Below are 20,868 nucleotides of genomic sequence, written 5' to 3'. Positions count from 1 at the left end.
TCACTGCCTGTAGCTGATGACGCTCTTCTGCTGTCAGGCGCACAATGTATTTTTTCTGCATGGGACTCCGGCTCGCTCCCTACAGATTACCTCAATACTCCCGTTAACCCTAATTCTTAGAGTTGACGCTGCACTAGCTTGTTTTGCCGCTCTAAAACATTGTAGACTGCATCGACTAACCCTTCATTAATCGTGCAGCAAATGCAGCCGTTGCTGAGTTGTACCATATCTTCTTCCATGGAAACCAGCAATTGGCTGTCAATATCAATATCGCCGAACTCGTTGACGAGAATTGCGACTTTTAAGTTTTGACGATTGTTCAGAATATGGTTGAGCAACGTCGTTTTTCCACTGCCGAGAAATCCCGTAATGATTGTAACCGGCATTCCCTGCTTGGGAAGCTCTAAGGTTGGGGGTTGAGAAGTGGTGCGATCGCTCATCTTAGACCTAGATTGTCAGTTTTCAACAGCCAGGACAACGAGGGAAGAGCCGTTTTGGGTTCGTTGCTCTCGCCAAATATGAGAATGATTCTTATTATACATAAGTTGTCCTGTAACTGAGACTGTGGTGAGAAATTTGTCAGATCGGTGTCCGAAGGCTGTGGACGTGGCGGTGGTGGGTGCGGGCCCTCAAGCGTTAACGCTGGTGACGCATCTTTTGCAGAAAAAGAAGTCGCTGCGCGATCGCCTGGCGATTTTCGATCCGGCGGGAACCTGGATGCAGTGTTGGAAACAGCAGTTCGCGGCTTTAGAGATTCCCCATTTGCGATCGCCTGCGGTTCACCATCCCGATCCCGATCCGTATGCGTTGCGGCGTTTTGCAACTTCGCGTTCGACGGAACTGTTTCCCCCCTACGATTTACCGGGAACTCGGCTATTTGAGGAGTTTTGCGAGGATGTCGTTCGGCGTTGGGAATTGAGCGATCGCGTTTTTCCCACGCGCATCACCCACATCGAACCGATCGAGTATCGGGGAACTCGTCGATTTCGCCTGGAATCGGCGGAGGGTTCGACTTGTCTGGTGCGACGGGTGGTTTTGGCGACGGGTGAGGGAATCCCAAATCTTCCTGATTGGGTGAAGTCTCTTCCGCCACTGCACCCCTCAGACGCCTTACAGCATTCCAACGACATCGATTTGCGGCGATCGCACTTACAACAGCGTCGCGTTCTCATCGTGGGAAGCGGACTCACCAGCGGACATTTGGCGATCGGTGCGGTGAAACGAGGCGCGACGGTGACGATGGTGGCGCGACGGGAGTTTTACGGGAAGTTGTTCGACGCCGATCCGGGTTGGCTGGGGCCGAAGTATTTGAAGGGGTTTCACGCCGAACGGGATTGGGACAAACGCGCGGCGATGGTACGATCGGCGAGAAATGGCGGGTCTTTAACTCCGGCAATTTTATTAAAATTGCGGCAACTGGCACGACAGGGAAAGGTGGAGTTTGTAGAAAATTGCCAAATCGCAACGGCAGCTTGGACGGATTTGGGATGGCGCGTTGAGGCGGCGCAATCGGGTAAAACGCTGGTGTCGCAACGGTTCGATCGCTTGTGGTTGGCGACAGGAACCCATTTTGACATCCGCCAAAATCCTTTGTTAGCCGCGATGTGGGAAACTCATCCGGTTCGAGTGGTGGGAGGACTTCCGGTGTTGAGCGATCGCCTGCGTTGGGGAAACTGCGAACTCTTTTTAATGGGGGCTTGGACGGCTTTACAGGTGGGGCCGGTGGCGCGAAACTTGTATGGGGGCAAGTTAGCGAGCGAGTCGAGTGTATCGTTCCGGCGTTGACAAAAGCGAGTCTGGCGTTACCGGTGTCGGTGTAACGGCGATCGCCGTCTCGGGGAAATCGAGCGTTCCGTACAATAGGGATGGCGATAAGGACGCGATCGAGACGGCGATGTCAAGGAAGATTGGTGAGTTAGATTCGGGGAAGTTTCAAGGTAAAATTACCCAGACAGTAGTGTTGTCCAACATTGGTTGGAATACTTATCGATCGCTCTTGTCGGATTTGGGAGACAGGCGATCGATCCGCTTGACGTTCGATCGCGGCCGGTTACAGTTAAAGATGCCGTCGAAGCTTCACGAACTCATTAACCGATTGTTAGCCAGAATCGTCACGACGCTAACGGAGGAGTTCGATTTAGAGGTGGTTAATTTGGGTTCGCTGACGTTGGAACGGGAAGATTTACAACGCGCGGCGGAACCAGATACTTGTTTTTATATCCAAAACGCGCGATTTTTGGAAGGTCTCGATCCGGAGATTCCGACAAATTTACCGCCAGATTTAGCCATCGAGGTCGATATTACCAGTCCTTCGACGCAACGGATGGGGGTTTATGCGGCGTTGGGAATTGCGGAAGTTTGGCGATATACGAAGCGCGATCGACTCAAGATTTATTGTTTGTCTCCCGAGTCTAACGGTTATATGGAATCGCCGTCGAGTCTGGCGTTTCCGATGGTGTCGGCGGAGGTATTGAACGGGTTGTTGAGGGAACGAGAAACGAAGTCGGAAAATCAGGTGATTCGTTCTCTGCGAAATTGGATACGCGATCGATCGATTGACCCCATCAATTGAGCTAAAAACGCTACTGTTGCGAGAGCCGCTTGACCTCTTGTCCGCCGAGTAATTCATCGGCTTCCTGCAAGATTTTGGGAATTATTTCAGCGTGGGGACTGTTCGCCAAACTCGATCGTAACGATTGAAGATCGAGATTTTCCGCTTTTTGTCCGGGGAACCAGTGACTCCCATTTCCGAGAAGATTGTAGCGCATTTTACCGTATTCTACTAAATCATAAGCAACAGCAAGGTTTCGCAGCCACAGAATCACGGGAACGTTCACTTGACCCGGCGTTTCGTCAAAATTGGGAAGTCCGAAATGCCAAGTTTTATACCATTGTTCTCCCAACGCTTCGATCGCCGCTCGTTCGAGACGATCGAGAATTGGTAGTAAGACTTCCTCGACTCGTGACAGCAACGGTAACACTTTTAAATGTTCCTCAAAATCCGACGGACGCGCCGCTCCCAAACTCAATGTATGAACTTCGGAACGACTCAAACAAAACAAATCGTTAAAAACCATTGGCGAGAGAGGACGACACAACTCCGTTAATTTTGTGGGAGGTTTGTAAAGCATTCCGCCCTTGTTAGAAGGGCTAATAATAAATACGCCCATATCGTGACGGCGAGCCGCTTCGATCGCCGGCCAATTTGATTGGTTAATGTAATACCAGTGCAGGTTTACATAGTCAAATTCACCAGATTCAATGGTTTGGACGATCGTTTCTGGTGAGCCGTGAGTGGAAAAGCCAATGTAGCGGACTCGACCTTGCTTCTGAAATTTTCGCGCCTCATCTAAACAGCCGCCAGGTCGCAAGGTATATGCTAACAATTCTGGGGTATTAATACCATGAATTGCCAGCAAATCTACAAATTCAAGCTGCAAGTTTTGTAAGGACTGTTTGAGGTTTTCTCGAAATTCTAGAGGATCTTCTGTCGGCAAGACTTTCGTTTGAACGATGATTTTGTCACGAGGAAATTTCGGGAGAATCTGTCCGATTTGAATTTCCGAAGTTCCATACATCCGAGCTGTTTCGAGATGGTTGATTCCCAATTCGATCGATCGATGAATGTTTGCTTCTAAATTGTGTTGGCTGTCTTTAGGAATTTCAAACTGCGGTAAATCTTTCCATGAATGTTGATAACGCATTCCCCCACAGGAGAATACAGACATTTTTAATTCGGTGCGTCCAAAGCGTCGGTATTTCACGATCGAACTTAAAACGTTACGTCAATTTAATAAATATTCTATCAAAACGGGTCTGCTGGAGTTAGACTTATAAGTAGAGCTTATGAATTTCCAAAATTGTTGGCATTGTATTGTAAGGACACGGTTCCGCCCTTAAAATGATTTTGGTATCATACGGAATCCGATTTACAAAGTGTTTTTTTGTAAATTCGCCTGAAACTCTGTAGCCACGCTGCTTATAACGCGGCTACAGAGAGAATCTAAAACAAGTGGTTTGAAACGCAGATTCCGCATTGTTTGTTCGTTGGAGGAGCAACACGAACGGGAGCGACACTGCTCAACAGAATTTTGTGTAACGATCCTCTTGAAGATGCTAGGGTTTTGGGTTTTGGAATTAATTGTAAACGTCCAAGTTTATGACAGCAGCGACGATTTTAAAACAATACCAATCTCCGGGCGATCGCGGTTGAAACGGTTCTCCTAAACTCAGGGTAAATAGAAAGTTATCGGGATGGAAATTTTGAAGGTTTAAATACTCGATCGCTTCGGCGGCGGAATAGTCCCCATCAGGTAACTGACTTAAAGTTTTTCGCCATTCGGGATCGGTAATGGGTAAGTTGTAAAGTACTTCGCCAAACTGGAACGATACTCGGTATTTTCGATTGATAAAATCTGGCGTTGTGATTTTCCAGGTGATGTTTTTAGGGACGATTATTTTTAGAGAAGATTCGAGGGGATTCTCTTGGATAAACTGCCACTCGAGGCGATCGCTCGCATTTCCTAACACATACGGATCGCATTTTGAGCGTTTGATTTCTGATTTCAACAGAGATTTCAAAAACTTAGTATCTGGACGACCTAAAAACAGCCATTTTTTGGAAGAAACGACCCAGTTTTCCGGTTGATGAGGAGACGGATGCGCTTCGGTACAGTTTATTTTTATGACGTCAAACAGTTTAGTAAATTTACCGTTTGCTAGTTTACAATCTTCTTCGGTTAAGGTTCCGTCAGATTGGCAAGAAACTGGTCGAATCCAACCCGATCGATCGGTTTTTATGCCAGCAATGCACCGTCCTCCATGCTTGAACGAATTCGCTAAGCACAGGATTGTAAATGTATTCACTGCTCTATTTTATGTTGGTTGAGTTATATTTAGGTAATATTGTAATTCTAATCTTACTTATTTAAAAACCCGATATCCAGCAAATACCGAGTTTTCGTTGCGTTAAATTGTCATAAGTGACAAATTTTTATGTCGAGAGGTAAGTTTTCTAGAAAATACTCGGCGACAAGGCGACGGTGACAGTGATTTGGTTTGGGTTCGCTGCACAGCAAACAGCCACTATCTAATAGATCGATCGCAATTCGATCTTCAATTTTGCGATCGCGAATTAACTGACCAAATCGTTCTTCATAAGCGTTCCAGTCAATTCGCTTTTTCTTGTAATCGTCCAAAATGTCTTTGGAGGGAGCAAATTCGGGAACGTGAATGTAGTCGATGTCTGCGATGGTTTTGAGGAAATAGCGTAAGTCGTCTCGTTTGGTAAATGCGGCGAGTTGAGAAGTGTTGTTGGCTCTGGCGTCGATAATTCGCTTGACGCCAGCTTCTATTAAGCTTTTGAAAAAGACTTCGGCGGTTTTTTGGGTAAAGCCAATGGTGAAAATTTGGATGGGTTTAGCCACGAGTAGACTCCTGAAGGGTTAAGTTTTTCATAGTTTTATCGACGTAGGCGATCGCATCTCCTTGACGTTGATACGCCAGTTCGATGAGTTCGCTTTTGTCGAGGGATTTCAACGCTTCTTCTTCTGAATTTTCATTAGACTCGATCGCGTTGTCTTCGACACCAAACAAACTCAATTGAGTTGCCTGTTCTTCTGGCTGGCTAGAGTCTTGTATATAGCGATCGAGATGGTGTTTTTCCAGCAGTCGTTCTTCGAGATAGTCTTGACTTTCTAAATCGCCGTTTTTGAGAATATGTTGAATGTCAAATCCGCGTTTTTTAAGATGGCGACTGACTAAAATGGCGCGATGACAGGTGAGGGGATCTTGTTCGGCGCACATCAGAGAAATCTGATAGCAATCGCTGCCTTTACACAGGCGATCGATCCCTTGAGAAAAACTCTCGGTTTTGGCGATTCGACTGTATAAAGCTTTGCCATTTTCGTAACAACTCAAATTTTCAGCACGCGCACCGAGTTCTTTTCCTAAAAAAACGTAGGCGATGCCAAATTCAGGTAAGTTTTTTTTGAGAAAGGCGCGATCGAAATGGGGACAATAGCGACTGTAAGGATGCGATCGAACGTCAGCTAAAGCGCTAATTTGGTGTTGTTGGAGAAGTGCGACAAATTTCTCAAAGGAATGGTTGGAATGACCGATAGTAAAAAATGTCATGATTGGTAACTCCTCTCAGTGGGCGATCGTTCTGAGTGCGAGTCTAGACTTAATAGTATATCTGAAATTTGGGATGAAATCTACCTCATCGAACGTTCTGAAATAAGTTAGACTTCATAGGTTCGGGAATCGGCAATCCTTCTTGTTTCCAAGCTACTAAATACATTTCGATAACTTCTTCTGCATGGTGAATCGCTTCCTGGCGAGTTTTGCCGTGAGTGCAAGGCATCACGACGCGATCGGCGAGTTCTGGAATCGTGCCTAAGAACAGTCGATCGTCTTCCAATCGCTGAACCAACGTACTATATTGACTCATGAGCTTTCACCTTTCTCTATATTTTTGAGTTCGTTTAATAATTCAAAAGTTACGTACTTGTTTGTCACAAAATTAATTTTTTGTTCCGAGCTTCACTTCATTATAAAATAACAAAATGTTGTAAAAATCTGGGTTACTGAGTAAGTCTTATAATTGTTTGATTTGCTTTTCTAGATATAGAGAATCTTCATCTTCATTCTTCGCTGCAATTGTCAATGTTTGCCTGAGTTGAGTCGGGTGCATCTCAAAAATGTAAATTCATTAGATACGAGCTTTCGTAATCGATCGAGCTGTTGCAGGCGGTATCCGAGAGGCGGTTGGGAAGGATGGGGTTTGGGAGGGGATGGGGGAGGTGACGCCTCACTAAACCTACCCGTCACCGCTGAGGGGGTTGAGTCAGTATCCGGTTGCGACGATGAAGCGTTCGACAGAAAATCGAATCCGACTGGGTTCGTCATGTTGGCATCTTGGGTAAACTTCGTTTGATGTTGTTATTATAAGGGGTTTTAGGAAGGGGAAGCAATTCTGAAAACGGTGCGATCGAATTGGAGGAAAACGGATTGAAAACTGGGTTTGGCTTAGTATAGGTTTTGAGAAGCCAGAGTGAGGCTTCGATCGGTCGTTTTGGAATAAAATAGGACGGTTTATTTTGAGTTTAAATTTAAGGGGGTTTACTCTCAAAAAAATTCGGGTTTTTGAGGGGTTTTAACAGGAGCGATCGAGAATTTGAAACACGGCTTGTATTTCGATGAATCGATACGCACTAATTTCTAAGGCTGCGATCGCTAAAATTATTAACATCCAACGCAAGATGCGATGTTGTGGGGGAAATATTATCAAGCACAAAAAAATTGCTAAACTCGATAATACAATCCCTGAAATCCCTAGAAACTCAGCAAACTCAATTTCAGGGCAGCGAATCCAGTTTGGATGTTTTACGACTTTTGTAAACTCCCAATCTCCTAAACTAAACCCTATACTAGCCATTTGACTTAAGAGACTTATAAATATAGCAAATTTTACAAACAAAATTGAAAAAATTGCAATTAGGCTCTCTTTAATGTTCTTTGCAAAAAACATCATGTACAGCAAGGCTAAAAATAGTATAATAAAAGGAGAGTAAAGTCCAAAAACAAAAAGAGATGACATTTTATATAAATTTCGTGAAAAACAACTCGATCGATCCTAAATAAATAATAAAAAATAGAGAATCGAAAATGGAGGATCGAAAATGGAGATATATCCATTTTTCAAAAACATAAACATAAGTTTTGAGCAGATTGAGTAGAGCGATCGCAAAACCCAACAACAACCCAATCGAGTATAGAAACCCCAATTCAACTAACTTACATCTTCGAGATGTTTGAAGTGTTTTAATCAGTAACAATTTATTTAAAACTGCTAGAATATTTTAGCATATAGCAGTCCCAAATGGGTCGTCAAAAATTAAAACACCCGAAAAAATCTGATTCCCCGTTCCCGATTCCCTTTTTGTCTCAATTTTGTTACACAACTGATTTAAGGTTGCTATATACACAAGGAAATATTAGAGCGCTAGTTTGAGTGATGACTTTTGAGTGGGTTGATGACGATCTCTCGTCATTGGAAGAGTTGCGAAAATGCGAACCTTTTTATTTGAGTCGAAATTCCGCGTTCGGGTGCATCTCAATGGATGTAAAAAAATGAAGCTCTGGGGTAGATTAGGTGGAACAAAGTGAAACCCAACAGCCGCTACTATCAGTACAGAAGCTTGTATCCAAAATCCGAAGATTTTAGATTTGACATATCCACACAAAACAAAAAAAAGGAATAAACTATCGGTTGAGTTTTTAGAGAGAACTCAGCAGTCTCGAATTTTACTTTGAGAGTTTTAAGCATCGCGATCGCTCTCTCCAACTGACGAACTAAAATTGGGCGATCGCTATAAAAAATTAACCCAAAAAACAAAATGTATCGTTTCTCATTTTTTCCCTATCGTCGTCAATTTATTCAACCGTTACAAACTCATCACGGATGCTGGAAAAATCGTCAGGGAATTCTCCTAAAATTAACAGATGACAAAGGAAATTTGGGATGGGGAGAAATCGCGCCGTTACCTTGGTTTGGTTCTGAAACATTTTTAGAGGCATTAACTCTCTGTCGTCAATTTCCTAAAACTCTTAGCAAAACAGAGATTTTCACGATTTCCGAAAAATTTCCCGCCTCTCAATTTGGTTTCGAGTCAGCGTGGTTGAATTTAACTGAAAAAATTCCTTTAACACCCGAACTACCCAACAGCCAACTGTTACCGACGGGGGAGGCGGTTTTCTCGGTTTTGGAGTCGCTGAAACCCGAAGCGGGAAAAACGTTTAAGTGGAAAATTGGCGTGACGGATATCGAGTTAGAATTGCAATGGTTCGATCGCCTGCTTTCGTCTCTTCCGCCAAACGCCACACTTCGCCTCGACGCCAACGGGGGGTTAACCTGGGAAACCGCCAATCGCTGGTTAGCTGCTTGCGAGGGAAAGGCGATCGAATTTCTCGAACAACCCCTTCCCGTGACAGAATTTGATGAAATGTTGCAATTGTGCGATCGCTATACAACAACTATCGCACTCGATGAATCCGTCGCCACCCTCCGCCAACTGGAAACTTGCATCCGTCGCGGCTGGCGTGGCATTTTTGTCGTGAAAGCTGCGATCGCAGGTTCGCCGACTCAGTTACGCCAACTCTGCGAAACTCACTGCCTCGATACGGTATTTTCATCGGTGTTTGAAACTCGCATCGGGAGAGAAGCGGCGTTGCGACTCGCGGCAAGGTTGCAAACGGTTCCTCGTGCGGTAGGATTTGGTATCGAGGGATGGTTTGCAGATGAGGTTGTGCTAAAATTTTAGCAGGGTACATTGGGTATATTAAGTATTTGATAGCAAAATTAGCTTTGAGATATCCCAGACTATGGCAATTTTCAGAAAACTGACAAAAAAATAAATATAACTCTGTTGTTTGCCAAAAAGATAGACCAAAGTATGACAGAGATATAGAAGTATCCTGCTAATTTTTTTTACTAACTTATTGTCTTAAATTGAGGAATTGACGGCTGTGCTAAAAATTGTTGTTAACGCTCCTAAAGGAGGAGTTGGCAAAACAACACTGGTAACTAATATTTCGCTATTTCTGGCTAAACAAGGTAAGCGTGTCTGGGCTTTAGATTTAGCTCAAGGAGGCTTAATGTCTGAAGACTTAAAAGCCAGTCACGATTTTGATAGTTCGAACAACAAAATCGAGACAAAAGAACTAGAAGAACTCCCCTCTCGATTCCCAGGATCTTCTAAATTTGATGTTTTGGTGGCCGATACTGATGACTACTTCAAAATTCAAAGTAACTTATTAGATGAAAATCATAGAGGCTGGAGAGTGATTGTACCTTTAGTGCCTAGCGATCCAAAAGGCTGTAGACGTATCACGAGAGAAACTGCTAAGTTGGCTAGAGCTGCTTTAGTCGGTAGTAGCCGAATAAACCTCCAAGTAGTTATTAACAAATGCTCCTTAAGTGATTATTCATCAAGGAGACAAGACGTTGAGGGTATAATGGAACGAGAAGGGATTTTAGGCTTGTTGAGTCCAGAGTGGATTCCTTTTAGTACAGAACCCGATCCATACTATATTAAAGATCCAGCGTTCTTTGACTCTATAGAAAAATTACTAAGTTCGATAGGAGTTGATGTATAAATGCTGTTACTCGATCGCGAAATAAGCAAAAAGACAAAGGCTGGAATTCATGCCAAAATTTCCATGACTTTTCAAGAAGAAAAGTTGGATGCCAATTCATGCCGTTTAGTAAAGCGTTATCTAGGAACAACAACGAATAGGGCTACAATCCAGAAAGCTTTTGTTTTTTTAGCTGGAAGACACAGCCAACCCGATCGTAAATTTTTAGATTGCTTTAGCTATGATGATGCCTCAAAAATCTTACATTACATTGACAAATCAGCGCGATCGACTCAAAAAAATAATCAACAAGATTCCGATCGTCCAATGACTTTAATCGATGTCAAAATCTTGAAATGGAATCTACTGATTTTGTCGTCAAATATTTTGACGGTTAATCCTAACATAGAATCTACGGAAGACATTATAGATGCTGTGTTGAAACTTGCGCTAGAAAGCTTAGAAACATTATTTGGTAGTGAAGAAGTGATTGAAAATGGGTCAGCTTGAAAAGGAAATTGTAAGAAAGCTAGTCAGCCAAAAAACACCAAAACAAAAGAAGGAAGTACAAGATAAAATCCTTCTTTTGATTGGGGGAGACCCCAAGATTAGTGTCAGGGATTTACCACCCAGGAGAGGAAATCAGGATGGAAGAATTGATGGACGAGTAAATGTCATTTGGCTGGATAGTGATTGTGTAGCAGCTATTAACATTAAGATTGAAAAACGGAAATTTGATGCCGATCGACTGGGTGGATTTATACTGGCTATGGATCGCGAAAAACTAGATATTGGAATAATTATTACAGCTTCTGGACTCGCTCCTGATGCGGAAGCCGAGCTAAAACGTAAAAATAGAGAAGGAGATATATATTTAGTACATATTCATCTCGAAGATTTGCTATCTGGATCGTTTGAGACAGGAAAAGTCACTTTTAGGGATGGTAATATAACTCAGATTATGGCTAACAATCTTAAAAAGCATATTGAGGAAATTAGGTGATACTTATTAATTAATCTAAAAAAGCATAAAAAACATATTTTTTATGCTTTAAATTTAATTTTTTTGTATTAATAATTTTGTTGTATTAATTATTAATCGTCGATCGCGTCTAAATATCGCCCTAAAAAAGGGAGTTAAAAATGCAGATTGGTTGATAAATTGGTGTTGTCTATTTTCCGTCAAGCATAATGCCATACTACTGCAAAACCGAGCTCGATCGAAACTCGAAAGCAACGATGACACTATCTTTTACGGAATGATGGTAGATCCGCTAACGCTTTTTCAGCAGCGTCGCGATGGGTTTGAGTTGGTGGCGGAGGGAAGCGATCGCTTTGCAGAAATTGTCGATCGCACTTTAGCAGAATTGCAGAGTTTCCCAAAACAGCCAACTGTTTTACTTTGCGAAGCCGAACCTGTCGTGTTTTTAGCCAAATTTCTCGCCGCTTGCATCGCTAACGTTCCCCTGTTTTTGGGAAATCCCAATTGGCGAGAGTCGGAATGGAAACAGGTTCGGGAAATTGCAGAGTTCGATGTGGTTTGGGGAACCACGGCGGTTTCTGCAACCCACTCTCAGAAAAATAGCGAAATTCACCCCGGAATTGCCATTCCCACCGGAGGATCGTCAGGAAAAATTCGCTTTGCGGTTCATACTTGGGAAACCCTTTGTGCGTCGGTGTTCGGGTTTCGGCAACAGTTCCATCTCGAGAGGATTAACTGTTGCTGTACGCTGCCGTTATTTCATGTTAGCGGGTTAATGCAGTTTATGCGATCGCTCGTCACGGGGGGAACTTTGGCGATTTGTTCCTCGAAGGCGATCGAATCGGCAACTTTTCCCAACCTCGAACCTGAAACGTTCTGGATTTCTCTCGTTCCCACGCAGTTAAACCGCCTCCTCAACTCCCCGAAAACGGCAACTTGGCTGTCTTGCTTTCAAGGAGTTTTACTCGGTGGTGCCCCCGCTTGGCAAAGTTTGTTAGAAACAGCGAAACAGTTCGAGATTCCGGTGGCGTTGACTTACGGAATGACGGAAACAGCATCGCAAGTGGTGACACTTCATCCCCACGAGTTTTTAAAAGGCAATTTCAGCAGCGGTAGAGTTTTACCTCATGCTGAGGTTTCGATTTTAGACGAGTTGGGAAATCCTTTGCCCCCAGGAGAAATCGGACGGGTGACGATTCGTTCTCAGTCTTTGATGCTGGGGTATTCTCCCCTTGGAAAAATTGAGAGGTTGCAGCGGTTAGACACCGACGATATAGGCTATTTCGACGAAAATGGGTTTTTACACCTGTTGGGAAGAGACAGTCAAAAGATTATTACAGGAGGGGAAAACGTCTTTCCTATCGAAGTAGAAAACGCCGTGCGATCGACGGGTTTTGTTGAGGATATCTGTGTTGTGGGAATTCCCGATTCTGACTGGGGAGAAATCGTTACGGCGGTTTATGTCGCTCGAATCGAAATTATATCACAAAATATAAAAAAAGAGCTTAAAAAATTATTGAGTTCTTACAAGCATCCCAAAAAATGGATTCGCGTCGAACAATTGCCTCGCAACAATCGCGGTAAAGTCAATTTTCAGGAAGTCAAGCGATTGGCAATGGCTGAAAATGATAAATCTTAAAAATGGGTTGTTGTCGGTGGGGGCGAGGAACTCTAAAAATTGGGTTTCTTAGAGGTTGTCGGTGGGGGCGAGATCCCCGGCATCTCCAAGATGCCGGGGATCTGAATTTTTATACTGAATTTATCCCTTTTTCAACATCATAAACAGCCCCCAAATTGCCATTGCCCGTAAATAGTGACCCGCTCGAAAAGTACGGGCAGCGGTAATCGCTTCCGGCGTGCGAAATTGCAAGCCGCCTTCGTAAATTTGGCGAACAACCGATTCCGTCATAGCTAACGCTTCCTTTTGCATTCCCATTAACACCATAAACGCGGCGAGACCGAAATTAATTCCCGTCCAAACCTCTAACGGATGAGTGGCGTTGGGATCTTCCGGCGAACCATCTGGCATCACGCCGTTAGCAGCCCCGATCGCAACCGTTCGATTGGCATTAAACCTCACAAAACAACTGTCGTAAACCGTTCGCAACGCCACTAAAGCGCAGTTGTGGGGAACGATATCGTCTAAATCCAACAATTGCGCGTAAAACTGCCCGCAAAGCTGATCCGCCATCACCACATCCGAACCGCTTTCACTGTCGAGGCGGTAATAACTGCCGTTCCAGAGAGTGTTGTGATACAGGGGTTTTGCCTGTTCCAACCACGCACGATAAACCGGTAATATTTCCTCGGGAGGGGGAACGTTAGCGCGAGAATTACTGGCATTCCATTGCGGCGGCGAAGCTTTCAACACTTCCCCAATCGCGATCGCCGCCTGCAACGCCGCCAACCACAACCCGCCGCAATAGGCACTAATCCCCTTCAACCGCCAATCGTCGAACGTCTGATCCGGGGCGCCGCCGTTTTCAGGAATTCCATCCCCGTCTTTATCGAATTCCTTCAAATACGCCAGGGTTTGCACGATCGCACCCCAACACTCCCGCAAAAACTCCACATCGTCGCCACCCGTCAACCGGAAATCCCGATACACCTGCAACACGAAATCGCAGGGCAAATCCTTCCACAAATTACAATCCTGATAGCTGGTGTAATTCGTCTGTATCCAAGGATGCTCGTTGGCTGCCCCCAAATCGTGCGGCGTTGCCCCCGCTGCTTTGCGAATCGCCGAGGCACCGTTATAACCGATGACACGAGGCGTCTTGTCGGCGGTGGGAATTGCCCGCGCGAAACCGCGCAAAACTGACTTTTCTAACTCCGGCCACAACTGCAACAGGGCAAAAGAGCCGTACAGCCGCACGTCTAAACTTTCATACCAGCGATAATCGAAACTTTCCAACACCCCAAAGCGGCCTTTCGGTTCCTCCTCGTCCGCCGCCGTCCACAAACTCCCGCCGCTGCTGAGATCGTAGAGTTCGTTAAACAACGCCATCTCGAACCAATCCGGCAAACTCTCGTCCTCGAGAATCGGCTGTTGCCAGTCTACGATCGCCTCTTTCCACATATCCGAATGCTTCAACGCCGTCCGTACCATCGACCAAGCGTTACGACCGCTGCGTCCGAAAAAGTCCGTATAGCGTCGATAAGCTTGAATTCCAGCGGCGAATTCCGTAATTGGGAAATCCCACGCCAAAATAAAAGGAATTTTCCGAGTGCGGCCGGGACGGACGGTAAAGCGAACCGCGATCGCCCCCGCAATGCGATCGCCCAGTTTCGCCGGGGTTTCATCTTCCTCGTTGCAGAGAGTTCCGTCGCTGGCGAAGCTGTTCCACACTTCCCCACCGTCGCCGACGGGGTTCCAGCGTGTGTGATAGGTGACTTCCACAGCGGGATTAGTGACGGTGGCCAACACCAGTTGTCCCTGTCCCTCTTCCGTGGCGTCGAGTCCGATGTCACCACTGTTCATCAAACAACCCAACCGGGAAAAATCCTCGATCCAACGGTTGAAATTCCCCCCACTCTCGCCCCAGCGGGGTTTATAGTCGTAGACGGGGCTTCCGTCGTCGCGCACTCGCACTTCCGGGGATTTCAGGGTGTTGGTAAACCATCCGGCGATGTTTTCCCAAGTTAAGAGGATGCTGAGGGTAATCGGTTCGTCAGTGGGGTTGTGGGCCGTCCACTCGAAAATCGCCAGGGGATAGCTGGTTTCTTGGTAGTTGTGGGGAACGATGGGAGAAAACTGTTCGCAGGTAAGAATAGTATCGAAAACGTTTTCGTAAACGAACCAACTGCGAGGGTAGAGAGCGCGATAGGTGGCGGTGTTTTTACCGTCTTGCGTCTGTTTGGGGTAGTAACTCCAGGCGCTAAGGCTCCCGTCTTCTGGGAATTCTGGACTGAGTGCGAAGGCTTGACTTTTGCCGTTGCTCTCTTCATAAACAGAGAACTGACAAGCAGGTAAGTTTTGGAATATATGTTCGCCGCCGTCGAGATGCCAGAGGTTAAACTCTCCTCGGGGCGATCGCCCGATGCAACCTGCCCCGAAGCCACCGATGGGCATTCCGTGGTCGGGGCCGTCGTCGAGATTGCTTTGATAGCGAACGGTATAGGGATCGTCCCACTCGCGATCGAACGTCCAGTTCCAAGTTTGGGCGGGAATGGGAGGACGGGGAGAGTTCAGCATCTGTCGGGAATTGATAGTTGATAATTGAGGGTTTTTCATTATCTCATCGAACAGTGGTCGGGTACGTGAGCTAAAAACAGGCACGATCTTGAGTTAAGCCGGTCAACTCGTCACGAACCGAAGCCTTTTCTTGAAAAATCGCTTTACACTTTGGATTGAGGAGACCCCGCAACGCAATTGTTAGAAAAACGATAAATATCTCCCTTTATCCCCATCACCTCATCATCCCCTCACCATCTGGCGAAACGGGAATTTCAATAACGAACGTCGTCCCTCGTCCGGGGACAGACTCGCAATTAAGGCGACCGCCGTGTTTTTCGACGACGATCTGATAACTAATCGATAAACCCAACCCCGTACCTTTTCCGACGGGTTTGGTGGTAAAAAACGGATCGAACAAGCGGTTTTTCACCGTTTCGTCCATACCGCAGCCGTTGTCTGAAATCGAAATCGCCACCGTGTTCGCTTTTGTACGCTCGGTTCGGATAGAAATCTTTGGCGGTTCGTCGGCGTCGGGATCGAGGCGTCTGGCTTCGAGGGCGTCGCAGCCATTGCCGATGATATTCATAAACACTTGGTTCAGTTGGCTGGCGTAGCAGACGACTTTAGGGAGATCGCTATAGTGACGTTCGATGGCAATTTCCCGACGCTGTCCTTCCTGTTTGAACCGAGACTGCAAAATCAAAACAGTACTGTCGAGTCCGTCGTGCAGGTCGACGGGTTTCATCTCCGCTTCGTCGAGACGGGAGAAGTTACGCAGAGACACGACGATTTCGCGAATGCGATCGGCCCCAATTTGCATTGAATCGAGAAGTCGCCGAACGTCGTCCGCAATAAACTCGAGGTCGATTTCTTCTCGTTTTTCGGCGATCGCTGCGGTGGGATCGGGATACTCTCGCTCGTAGGTGGCGATGAGGTCGAGGAGATCGCGAACGTACTCCTGGGCGGGGTTCAGATTACTATAAATAAATCCGATGGGGTTGTTGATTTCGTGGGCGACACCTGCCACCAATTGCCCCAAACTCGACATTTTCTCCGTTTGAATGAGTTGAGCTTGCGTCCGTTGCAGTTTGTCGAGGGTTTGTTCGAGAGAGATATTTTTCTGTTGCAGTTCTTGAGTGCGATCGCTGACTTTACGTTCGAGAGAAGTGTAGAGTAACGCGTTGTCGAGGGCGATCGCCGCTTGCGCCGACAGAACCCGCAACAGTTCGATACGTGAGGGCGTAAACGCATTGGCGATGAGCGTGTTTTCGAGATACAAAATCCCGATGAGCTTGCCGCTGTGGAGAATTGGCATCCCCAACAAAGACTGTACGTCGTAATGAGTCACATAGGAATCGTTGGCAAAGCGACTGTCTTGACTGACTTCGTTGACGATCGCGTCAGAACCCGTGCGATCGACGTAGTGAATCGCGCTGAGGGGAACGCGACCCTCGGGAGGTTTGGCTTGCAACACCGTCACCTCCTCGTCATCGATGCTGGCCTCGGCTTCGATGACGAACGATCGCTCCTCTGAAGCGTTCGGATCTATCGGTAACAGCAAACAGCCCTTACTCGCCCCGGCGTTTTCGATCGCGATCCGCAGCAGCGTCGCCAAGAACTTATCGAGTACGATTTCGCTGACGATCGCTCGAGTCGCTTTGAGCAGAGAGGCCGTATCCAACGATTGAGTCGCATCGTTCGTCGATCGCGCTGAAACCGTCGTCGCGCGTTGACCGGACGTCGCGAACAACAGATCGCAGTGTTGGCGTTCTAGGGCGGCCACTTTCGCCCCAGCTCCCCAGATCTGATAATAATACCGCGCTTTTTTGAAATACAATTGCGCGAAATCTTTCTTTTCTAACCTCAACCAAAAACGGGCGGCCAGCTCGCATCCCAAAGCGGCGTTTTGAACGAATTCCCCATCCCAAGCTTCTTCGATGGCGCGATCGTAAAGGTCGATGGTCTCGAAAGACGCCCCGTCGAGGCGCGATCGCTCGGCTTCGACGAGTAAGTATTGATGCTGAAAGTTTTCGGGACAGTGGCTCGCCCAGCGTTCGAGTTGCGCTTGATTGCGTTGCAAGATCGAGCGATAGCGCTCTTGTTGCCGCGCGTCGAATCCGTCCCAAGCCGCAGCGATCGCCAGAGAGTAATAAAAGTTATGTTCGGCGATATGAACGTATCCTGGGATACATTCGAGGAGGTCGAGGGCAATTTCAGCCGCCTCGAGCGCCTCGTGAGGGCGACCTTCGAGGAGAGCGATTTGGCTTTGTAAAATGCGGTAAGTACAGAGCGCAAACCCACTCTGATGGCTTTGGCAAGTATCGAGATATTCCGTTTCCGTAGGAAGTTGCGCCTGCGACCCCTCCGAACTCGCCTCCTCCGAGACCAGTCGCACCGTCGCCAGTTTAATGCCCAGCAGCGTATCGGCAGTCACTTGGTTATGGGTGGTGTGGGCGAATTTCAAAAACAAATCGAGCCGTTTTAACAGATCCGATAACGGCATCGCCCGATAAAATTTGTTGATGGCGCGACCGTGTAGCAAATATCCCGCATACTGTAGCTCGCCGCCGTCGAGTCCAGCTTGATAGCCCGCATCGCCGATGGCCTGGGACGAGCGCAGGGGTTCGACCCAATGGTGAATGCAACTGTAATACACGTGATACGCCTTACATTGGTATGCGAGGTTGCCGAACCGCTCGGCAGTTGCCATCGCCAAACGTCCGAATTGATAAGCGAGGCGATAGTCCTCAAACGCCGTGACCAGAAGAATGCCGTAAAACGCGAATCCCGTCGAGGATTCAGCCGCCAGACCGTACTGGAGAGACAGGTTCGTCAGTTCGACGGCGATCGCGGCCATCAAACGGCGATCGCTGATGTAGGTTGGCGGTAGCAGTTTGTCGAGGAGTCGCAACGCCACTCGAACCGTTTCGTCGGCGATCTCCGGTTCGCGAACGATGTCGGCAACCCTGCGGTTTTGCAAGCTGGCGTTGACCCGTTCGACTTCCGCCGTTAACGCCGCCTCCAAATTGTGTTGGGGGAGATCGATGCCGAGCGATCGCAGTGCGTCCCGGCCGATCTCGATGGCGCGATCGTACTGCCCTTGTAGGGTAGTTTGGACGATCGCGATCGCCTGAATTCTCGCTTTATCGAGGGGCGATCGCACGCGAGCGACGATCGTGTCGATAAGATCGCTCGACGCCTCGAAATTGCCGTTGAGATATTCCGCTTGCGCCAACTGCGCGTACAGCTCGAGTGTGAGGTCGTAGTCACTATCCCAACACGCCTGCGTCATACAAGCAATCCCCGATCGCAAGTACTGACAGGCGGCACTGTACGCCGTTGCCTCTAACGCTCGGTCTCCCGCCTTGCTGTTCAGTTCGGCCAGACGGCGGCGTTCGCTCGGGTCGTCGATAAGCTCGAGAGCCACATTAAAGCGATCGACGATTTCAAAAATGCGGTCTTCTCGGTCTTCAGGAGATAGCATCTCGCACAGCATCCGTCCCAGGCGCAAATTGAGCTGTTGCTGGCGTTGCCAATCGACTTGAGAGATAGCCGCCTGTTGAATGCGATCGTGGAGAAATTTAAACTGAAAGGCATCGGCGCGATCGACGAGGCTGTTATCGCCAACGATCTCGGCGACCGAGATTTGCACGATCGGGCCGGCATCGATCGCGTCACCGAGGTTCTCATAGGTCTCTATCGGAGACTGTTCGGCCAAAAACGAGAGGGTTGCGAGATCGAAGCGGTTGCCGATGCAGGCTGCCAGTTGTAGCAAGCGTTGAGTCGCAGGCGGTAAAAAGCGCACGTTCGAGAGGGTCAGTTCCACCACGTTTTCAGTGATATCCCGTTCCTCAATGCGATCGAGATGCCACTGCCACTGTCCCCGACTGACGTTAAACAGCAAAAGCTGTTCGCGGTGCAGAGCCTGTAAGAACTGACGGATAAAAAACGGATTGCCTCGAGTTTTCCGACACACCAACCGAGCTAAAGAACGCACCTCGGGAACCGTCCGGCGTAAAGTATCGCAGAGCAGACAAGCCACTTGCGCCTCACTGAGAGGATGCAAAGCAATCCAATTGACGATCGCGCCGCGTTCTTCAATTTCCGCCAAGGTCACGGCCAGCGCATCAGACGTCTTGACTTCGTTATCTCGATAAGCCCCAACCACGAACAAATAGCGATCGTCTTCGTCCGTAACAACAGATTCGATCAGTTTCAGCGTCGCCCGGTCGGCCCACTGTAAATCGTCGAGAAACAACACGAGCGGGTGTTCCTGGCGGCAAAACAGGCGCACGAACTTTTGAAACGCCAAGCGAAAGCGGTTTTGAACTTCCGTAGGATCGAGATCCCCCAACGGAGGCGGTTCGCCGACGATCGCTTTCAGTTCGGGAATCGCATCGACCACGAGGCGGGCGTTGGGATCGAGGGCCTCTTGAATTTGCTGTTTCCACCGCTGGAGCCGCATCGGACTTTCCGCCAGCAGTTGTCGCACCAGAGCCGCCAGCGCCACCGCCAGAGCGCTATAAGGAACGTTACGCTGGAGTCGATCGAATTTTCCCGCCACGAAGTAACCCCGTCGGGCAGTTACGGGTTTTTGCAGTTCCGCCACGAGCGAAGATTTGCCGACACCGGAATAGCCCGACACCAGCATTAGTTCTCGCGAGCCGGCCGCGACGCGATCGAACGCAGACAGGAGCGTGTGGAGTTCGGCTTCGCGGCCGTAAAGTTTGTCGGGAATTTGGAAAGTTTCCGCCGCATCGCAACGACCTAGCGGAAAGGCTTCGACAGTTCCCGTCGCACGCCACTGTTGCAAACAGGTTTCGAGGTCGGCAGCGATCCCTTGAGAACTTTGGTAGCGGTTCTCGGGAGATTTGGCTAACAGTTTGCTGACGATCGCGCTGAGGGGAGTGGGGAGGTCGGGATCGAGGTAGCTTAAGGGGGTCGGCGGTTTGGCAATGTGACAGTGAACCAGTTCCAGATCGTCTTGTTTGGTGAAGGGAGGGCGGCCGGCGAACAGTTCGTACAGCGTCGCCCCGAGGGAGTAGAAGTCCGTGCGGTAATCGACGGGGCGGTTGGTGCGTCCGGTTTGTTCGGGCGACACATACGCCAGCGTACCTTCTAATCCTTGGGGACTCGACAGAACTGGGTTTTCGACTGCCGTTCGGCTCGAAATTCCAAAATCGATAATTTTGAGCTGTCCGGTGTCGCAGTTGTAGATAATATTGGCGGGGTTGATGTCTTTATGGATGATGTTTTCCCGATGAATTTCCGTCAGAGCGTTCGCAATTTTGACAGCAATTTCAATTCGGATATCGAAGGAAAGCTGATTGTTTTTTAGAAGCGTTTTGAGGCAAACGCCGCCAATATCTTCAAAAACGATAACGAGCGTGTTTTGGTAAGGGATTAACTCGTAGGCGCGAACGGTACTTTGAAGGGGTGCATCTCAGTTTTGCAAAAATATTGCTAAAACAGAGTGCCATTTAAGTAAGCACAGCGTAAAGAAAGAATCTTAGAAACATTCTCTACTTTCCATTGCGCTCCCGATATTTTGACTCGCATTCCGATTTGCTTA

The 20,868-nt window shown here is 47.6% G+C and carries 15 protein-coding genes and 2 pseudogenes; 7 read left to right on the top strand and 10 right to left on the bottom strand.

Annotated elements, in window-relative coordinates; all coding sequences use genetic code 11:
- Positions 1 to 134: 134 nt before the first annotated feature.
- Positions 135 to 440, bottom strand: a pseudogene (locus tag POG22_RS05200) (CobW family GTP-binding protein); the annotation flags it as partial.
- Positions 441 to 567: 127 nt separating this feature from the next.
- Here POG22_RS05200 and POG22_RS05195 point away from each other — a divergent pair.
- Together POG22_RS05195 and POG22_RS05190 are read left to right on the top strand one after the other, a co-directional pair.
- On the top strand, positions 568 to 1,785 hold the full coding sequence (locus POG22_RS05195) for an FAD/NAD(P)-binding protein (protein WP_498904001.1): 1,218 nt from the start codon (positions 568 to 570) through the stop codon (positions 1,783 to 1,785).
- Complete coding sequence (locus POG22_RS05190; protein ID WP_498904000.1) at positions 1,766 to 2,572, top strand: Uma2 family endonuclease; 807 nt, start codon at positions 1,766 to 1,768, stop codon at positions 2,570 to 2,572. The genes POG22_RS05195 and POG22_RS05190 overlap by 20 nt, the downstream gene beginning before the upstream one ends.
- A gap of 10 nt (positions 2,573 to 2,582) precedes the next feature.
- Here POG22_RS05190 and POG22_RS05185 read toward each other — a convergent pair whose 3' ends face one another.
- From POG22_RS05185 to POG22_RS05160, 6 genes are all read right to left on the bottom strand, one after another.
- Entirely contained in the window at positions 2,583 to 3,764 is a 1,182-nt protein-coding gene (locus tag POG22_RS05185; protein WP_063717278.1) for an aldo/keto reductase, read from the bottom strand.
- Positions 3,765 to 4,137: 373 nt separating this feature from the next.
- Positions 4,138 to 4,866, bottom strand: a complete 729-nt coding sequence (locus POG22_RS05180) for a dual OB domain-containing protein (RefSeq protein ID WP_498903998.1) — start codon at positions 4,864 to 4,866, stop codon at positions 4,138 to 4,140.
- A gap of 110 nt (positions 4,867 to 4,976) precedes the next feature.
- Positions 4,977 to 5,426, bottom strand: a complete 450-nt coding sequence (locus POG22_RS05175; protein WP_063717276.1) for a DUF488 domain-containing protein — start codon at positions 5,424 to 5,426, stop codon at positions 4,977 to 4,979.
- Positions 5,419 to 6,135, bottom strand: a complete 717-nt coding sequence (locus tag POG22_RS05170) for a DUF488 domain-containing protein (RefSeq protein WP_017658888.1) — start codon at positions 6,133 to 6,135, stop codon at positions 5,419 to 5,421. Before POG22_RS05170 ends, POG22_RS05175 begins: the two co-directional genes overlap by 8 nt.
- Positions 6,136 to 6,220: 85 nt before the next feature.
- The gene (locus POG22_RS05165) at positions 6,221 to 6,451 is read right to left on the bottom strand and encodes a type II toxin-antitoxin system HicB family antitoxin (protein WP_063717961.1); all 231 of its coding nucleotides are present in this window, start codon (positions 6,449 to 6,451) and stop codon (positions 6,221 to 6,223) included.
- Between the two features lie 705 nt (positions 6,452 to 7,156).
- On the bottom strand, positions 7,157 to 7,600 hold the full coding sequence (locus POG22_RS05160) for a hypothetical protein (protein ID WP_063717962.1): 444 nt from the start codon (positions 7,598 to 7,600) through the stop codon (positions 7,157 to 7,159).
- Between the two features lie 799 nt (positions 7,601 to 8,399).
- Between POG22_RS05160 and POG22_RS05155 the strand changes: the two genes are divergently transcribed.
- From POG22_RS05155 to POG22_RS05135, 5 genes are all read left to right on the top strand, one after another.
- Positions 8,400 to 9,323, top strand: a complete 924-nt coding sequence (locus POG22_RS05155) for an o-succinylbenzoate synthase (RefSeq protein ID WP_498903997.1) — start codon at positions 8,400 to 8,402, stop codon at positions 9,321 to 9,323.
- 205 nt (positions 9,324 to 9,528) lie between these two features.
- A complete protein-coding gene (locus tag POG22_RS05150; RefSeq protein ID WP_498903996.1) occupies positions 9,529 to 10,158 on the top strand; it encodes a ParA family protein in 630 nt (209 codons plus the stop codon).
- On the top strand, positions 10,159 to 10,647 hold the full coding sequence (locus tag POG22_RS05145; RefSeq protein ID WP_017658881.1) for a hypothetical protein: 489 nt from the start codon (positions 10,159 to 10,161) through the stop codon (positions 10,645 to 10,647). It begins immediately after the preceding gene.
- Entirely contained in the window at positions 10,634 to 11,140 is a 507-nt protein-coding gene (locus tag POG22_RS05140; RefSeq protein WP_017658880.1) for a restriction endonuclease, read from the top strand. Before POG22_RS05145 ends, POG22_RS05140 begins: the two co-directional genes overlap by 14 nt.
- A 256-nt stretch (positions 11,141 to 11,396) precedes the next feature.
- Positions 11,397 to 12,758 carry a 2-succinylbenzoate--CoA ligase gene (locus POG22_RS05135; RefSeq protein WP_498903995.1) on the top strand — a complete coding sequence of 454 codons (1,362 nt, stop codon included), beginning with the start codon at positions 11,397 to 11,399 and terminating at the stop codon, positions 12,756 to 12,758.
- 120 nt (positions 12,759 to 12,878) lie between these two features.
- Here the strand turns inward: POG22_RS05135 and POG22_RS05130 are convergent, their stop codons facing one another.
- The 3 genes and pseudogenes from POG22_RS05130 to POG22_RS05120 all read right to left on the bottom strand — a co-directional run.
- Positions 12,879 to 15,314 (bottom strand): GH116 family glycosyl hydrolase, encoded by a 2,436-nt coding sequence (locus POG22_RS05130; protein ID WP_498903993.1) that lies wholly within the window; start codon positions 15,312 to 15,314, stop codon positions 12,879 to 12,881.
- A 214-nt stretch (positions 15,315 to 15,528) separates the two neighbouring features.
- Positions 15,529 to 16,041, bottom strand: a complete 513-nt coding sequence (locus POG22_RS05125) for a sensor histidine kinase (RefSeq protein WP_498904003.1) — start codon at positions 16,039 to 16,041, stop codon at positions 15,529 to 15,531.
- 450 nt (positions 16,042 to 16,491) lie between these two features.
- Positions 16,492 to 20,706: pseudogene (locus POG22_RS05120) on the bottom strand (ATP-binding protein); the annotation flags it as partial.
- Positions 20,707 to 20,868: the final 162 nt, after the last annotated feature.

The organism is Geitlerinema sp. CS-897, assembly GCF_028368005.1.
Classification (GTDB): Bacteria; Cyanobacteriota; Cyanobacteriia; order Cyanobacteriales; family Geitlerinemataceae; genus Baaleninema; species Baaleninema simplex.
This window is presented reverse-complemented; position numbering and strand designations above follow the sequence as displayed.

Coding starts and splice junctions, on each gene's coding strand:
- POG22_RS05170 (WP_017658888.1), bottom strand. CDS start 6,135: ATGACATTTTTTACTATCGGTCATTCCAACCATTCCTTTGAGAAATTT.
- POG22_RS05165 (WP_063717961.1), bottom strand. CDS start 6,451: ATGAGTCAATATAGTACGTTGGTTCAGCGATTGGAAGACGATCGACTG.
- POG22_RS05160 (WP_063717962.1), bottom strand. CDS start 7,600: ATGTCATCTCTTTTTGTTTTTGGACTTTACTCTCCTTTTATTATACTA.
- POG22_RS05155 (WP_498903997.1), top strand. CDS start 8,400: ATGTATCGTTTCTCATTTTTTCCCTATCGTCGTCAATTTATTCAACCG.
- POG22_RS05145 (WP_017658881.1), top strand. CDS start 10,159: ATGCTGTTACTCGATCGCGAAATAAGCAAAAAGACAAAGGCTGGAATT.
- POG22_RS05140 (WP_017658880.1), top strand. CDS start 10,634: ATGGGTCAGCTTGAAAAGGAAATTGTAAGAAAGCTAGTCAGCCAAAAA.
- POG22_RS05135 (WP_498903995.1), top strand. CDS start 11,397: ATGATGGTAGATCCGCTAACGCTTTTTCAGCAGCGTCGCGATGGGTTT.
- POG22_RS05130 (WP_498903993.1), bottom strand. CDS start 15,314: ATGCTGAACTCTCCCCGTCCTCCCATTCCCGCCCAAACTTGGAACTGG.
- POG22_RS05125 (WP_498904003.1), bottom strand. CDS start 16,041: ATGAAACCCGTCGACCTGCACGACGGACTCGACAGTACTGTTTTGATT.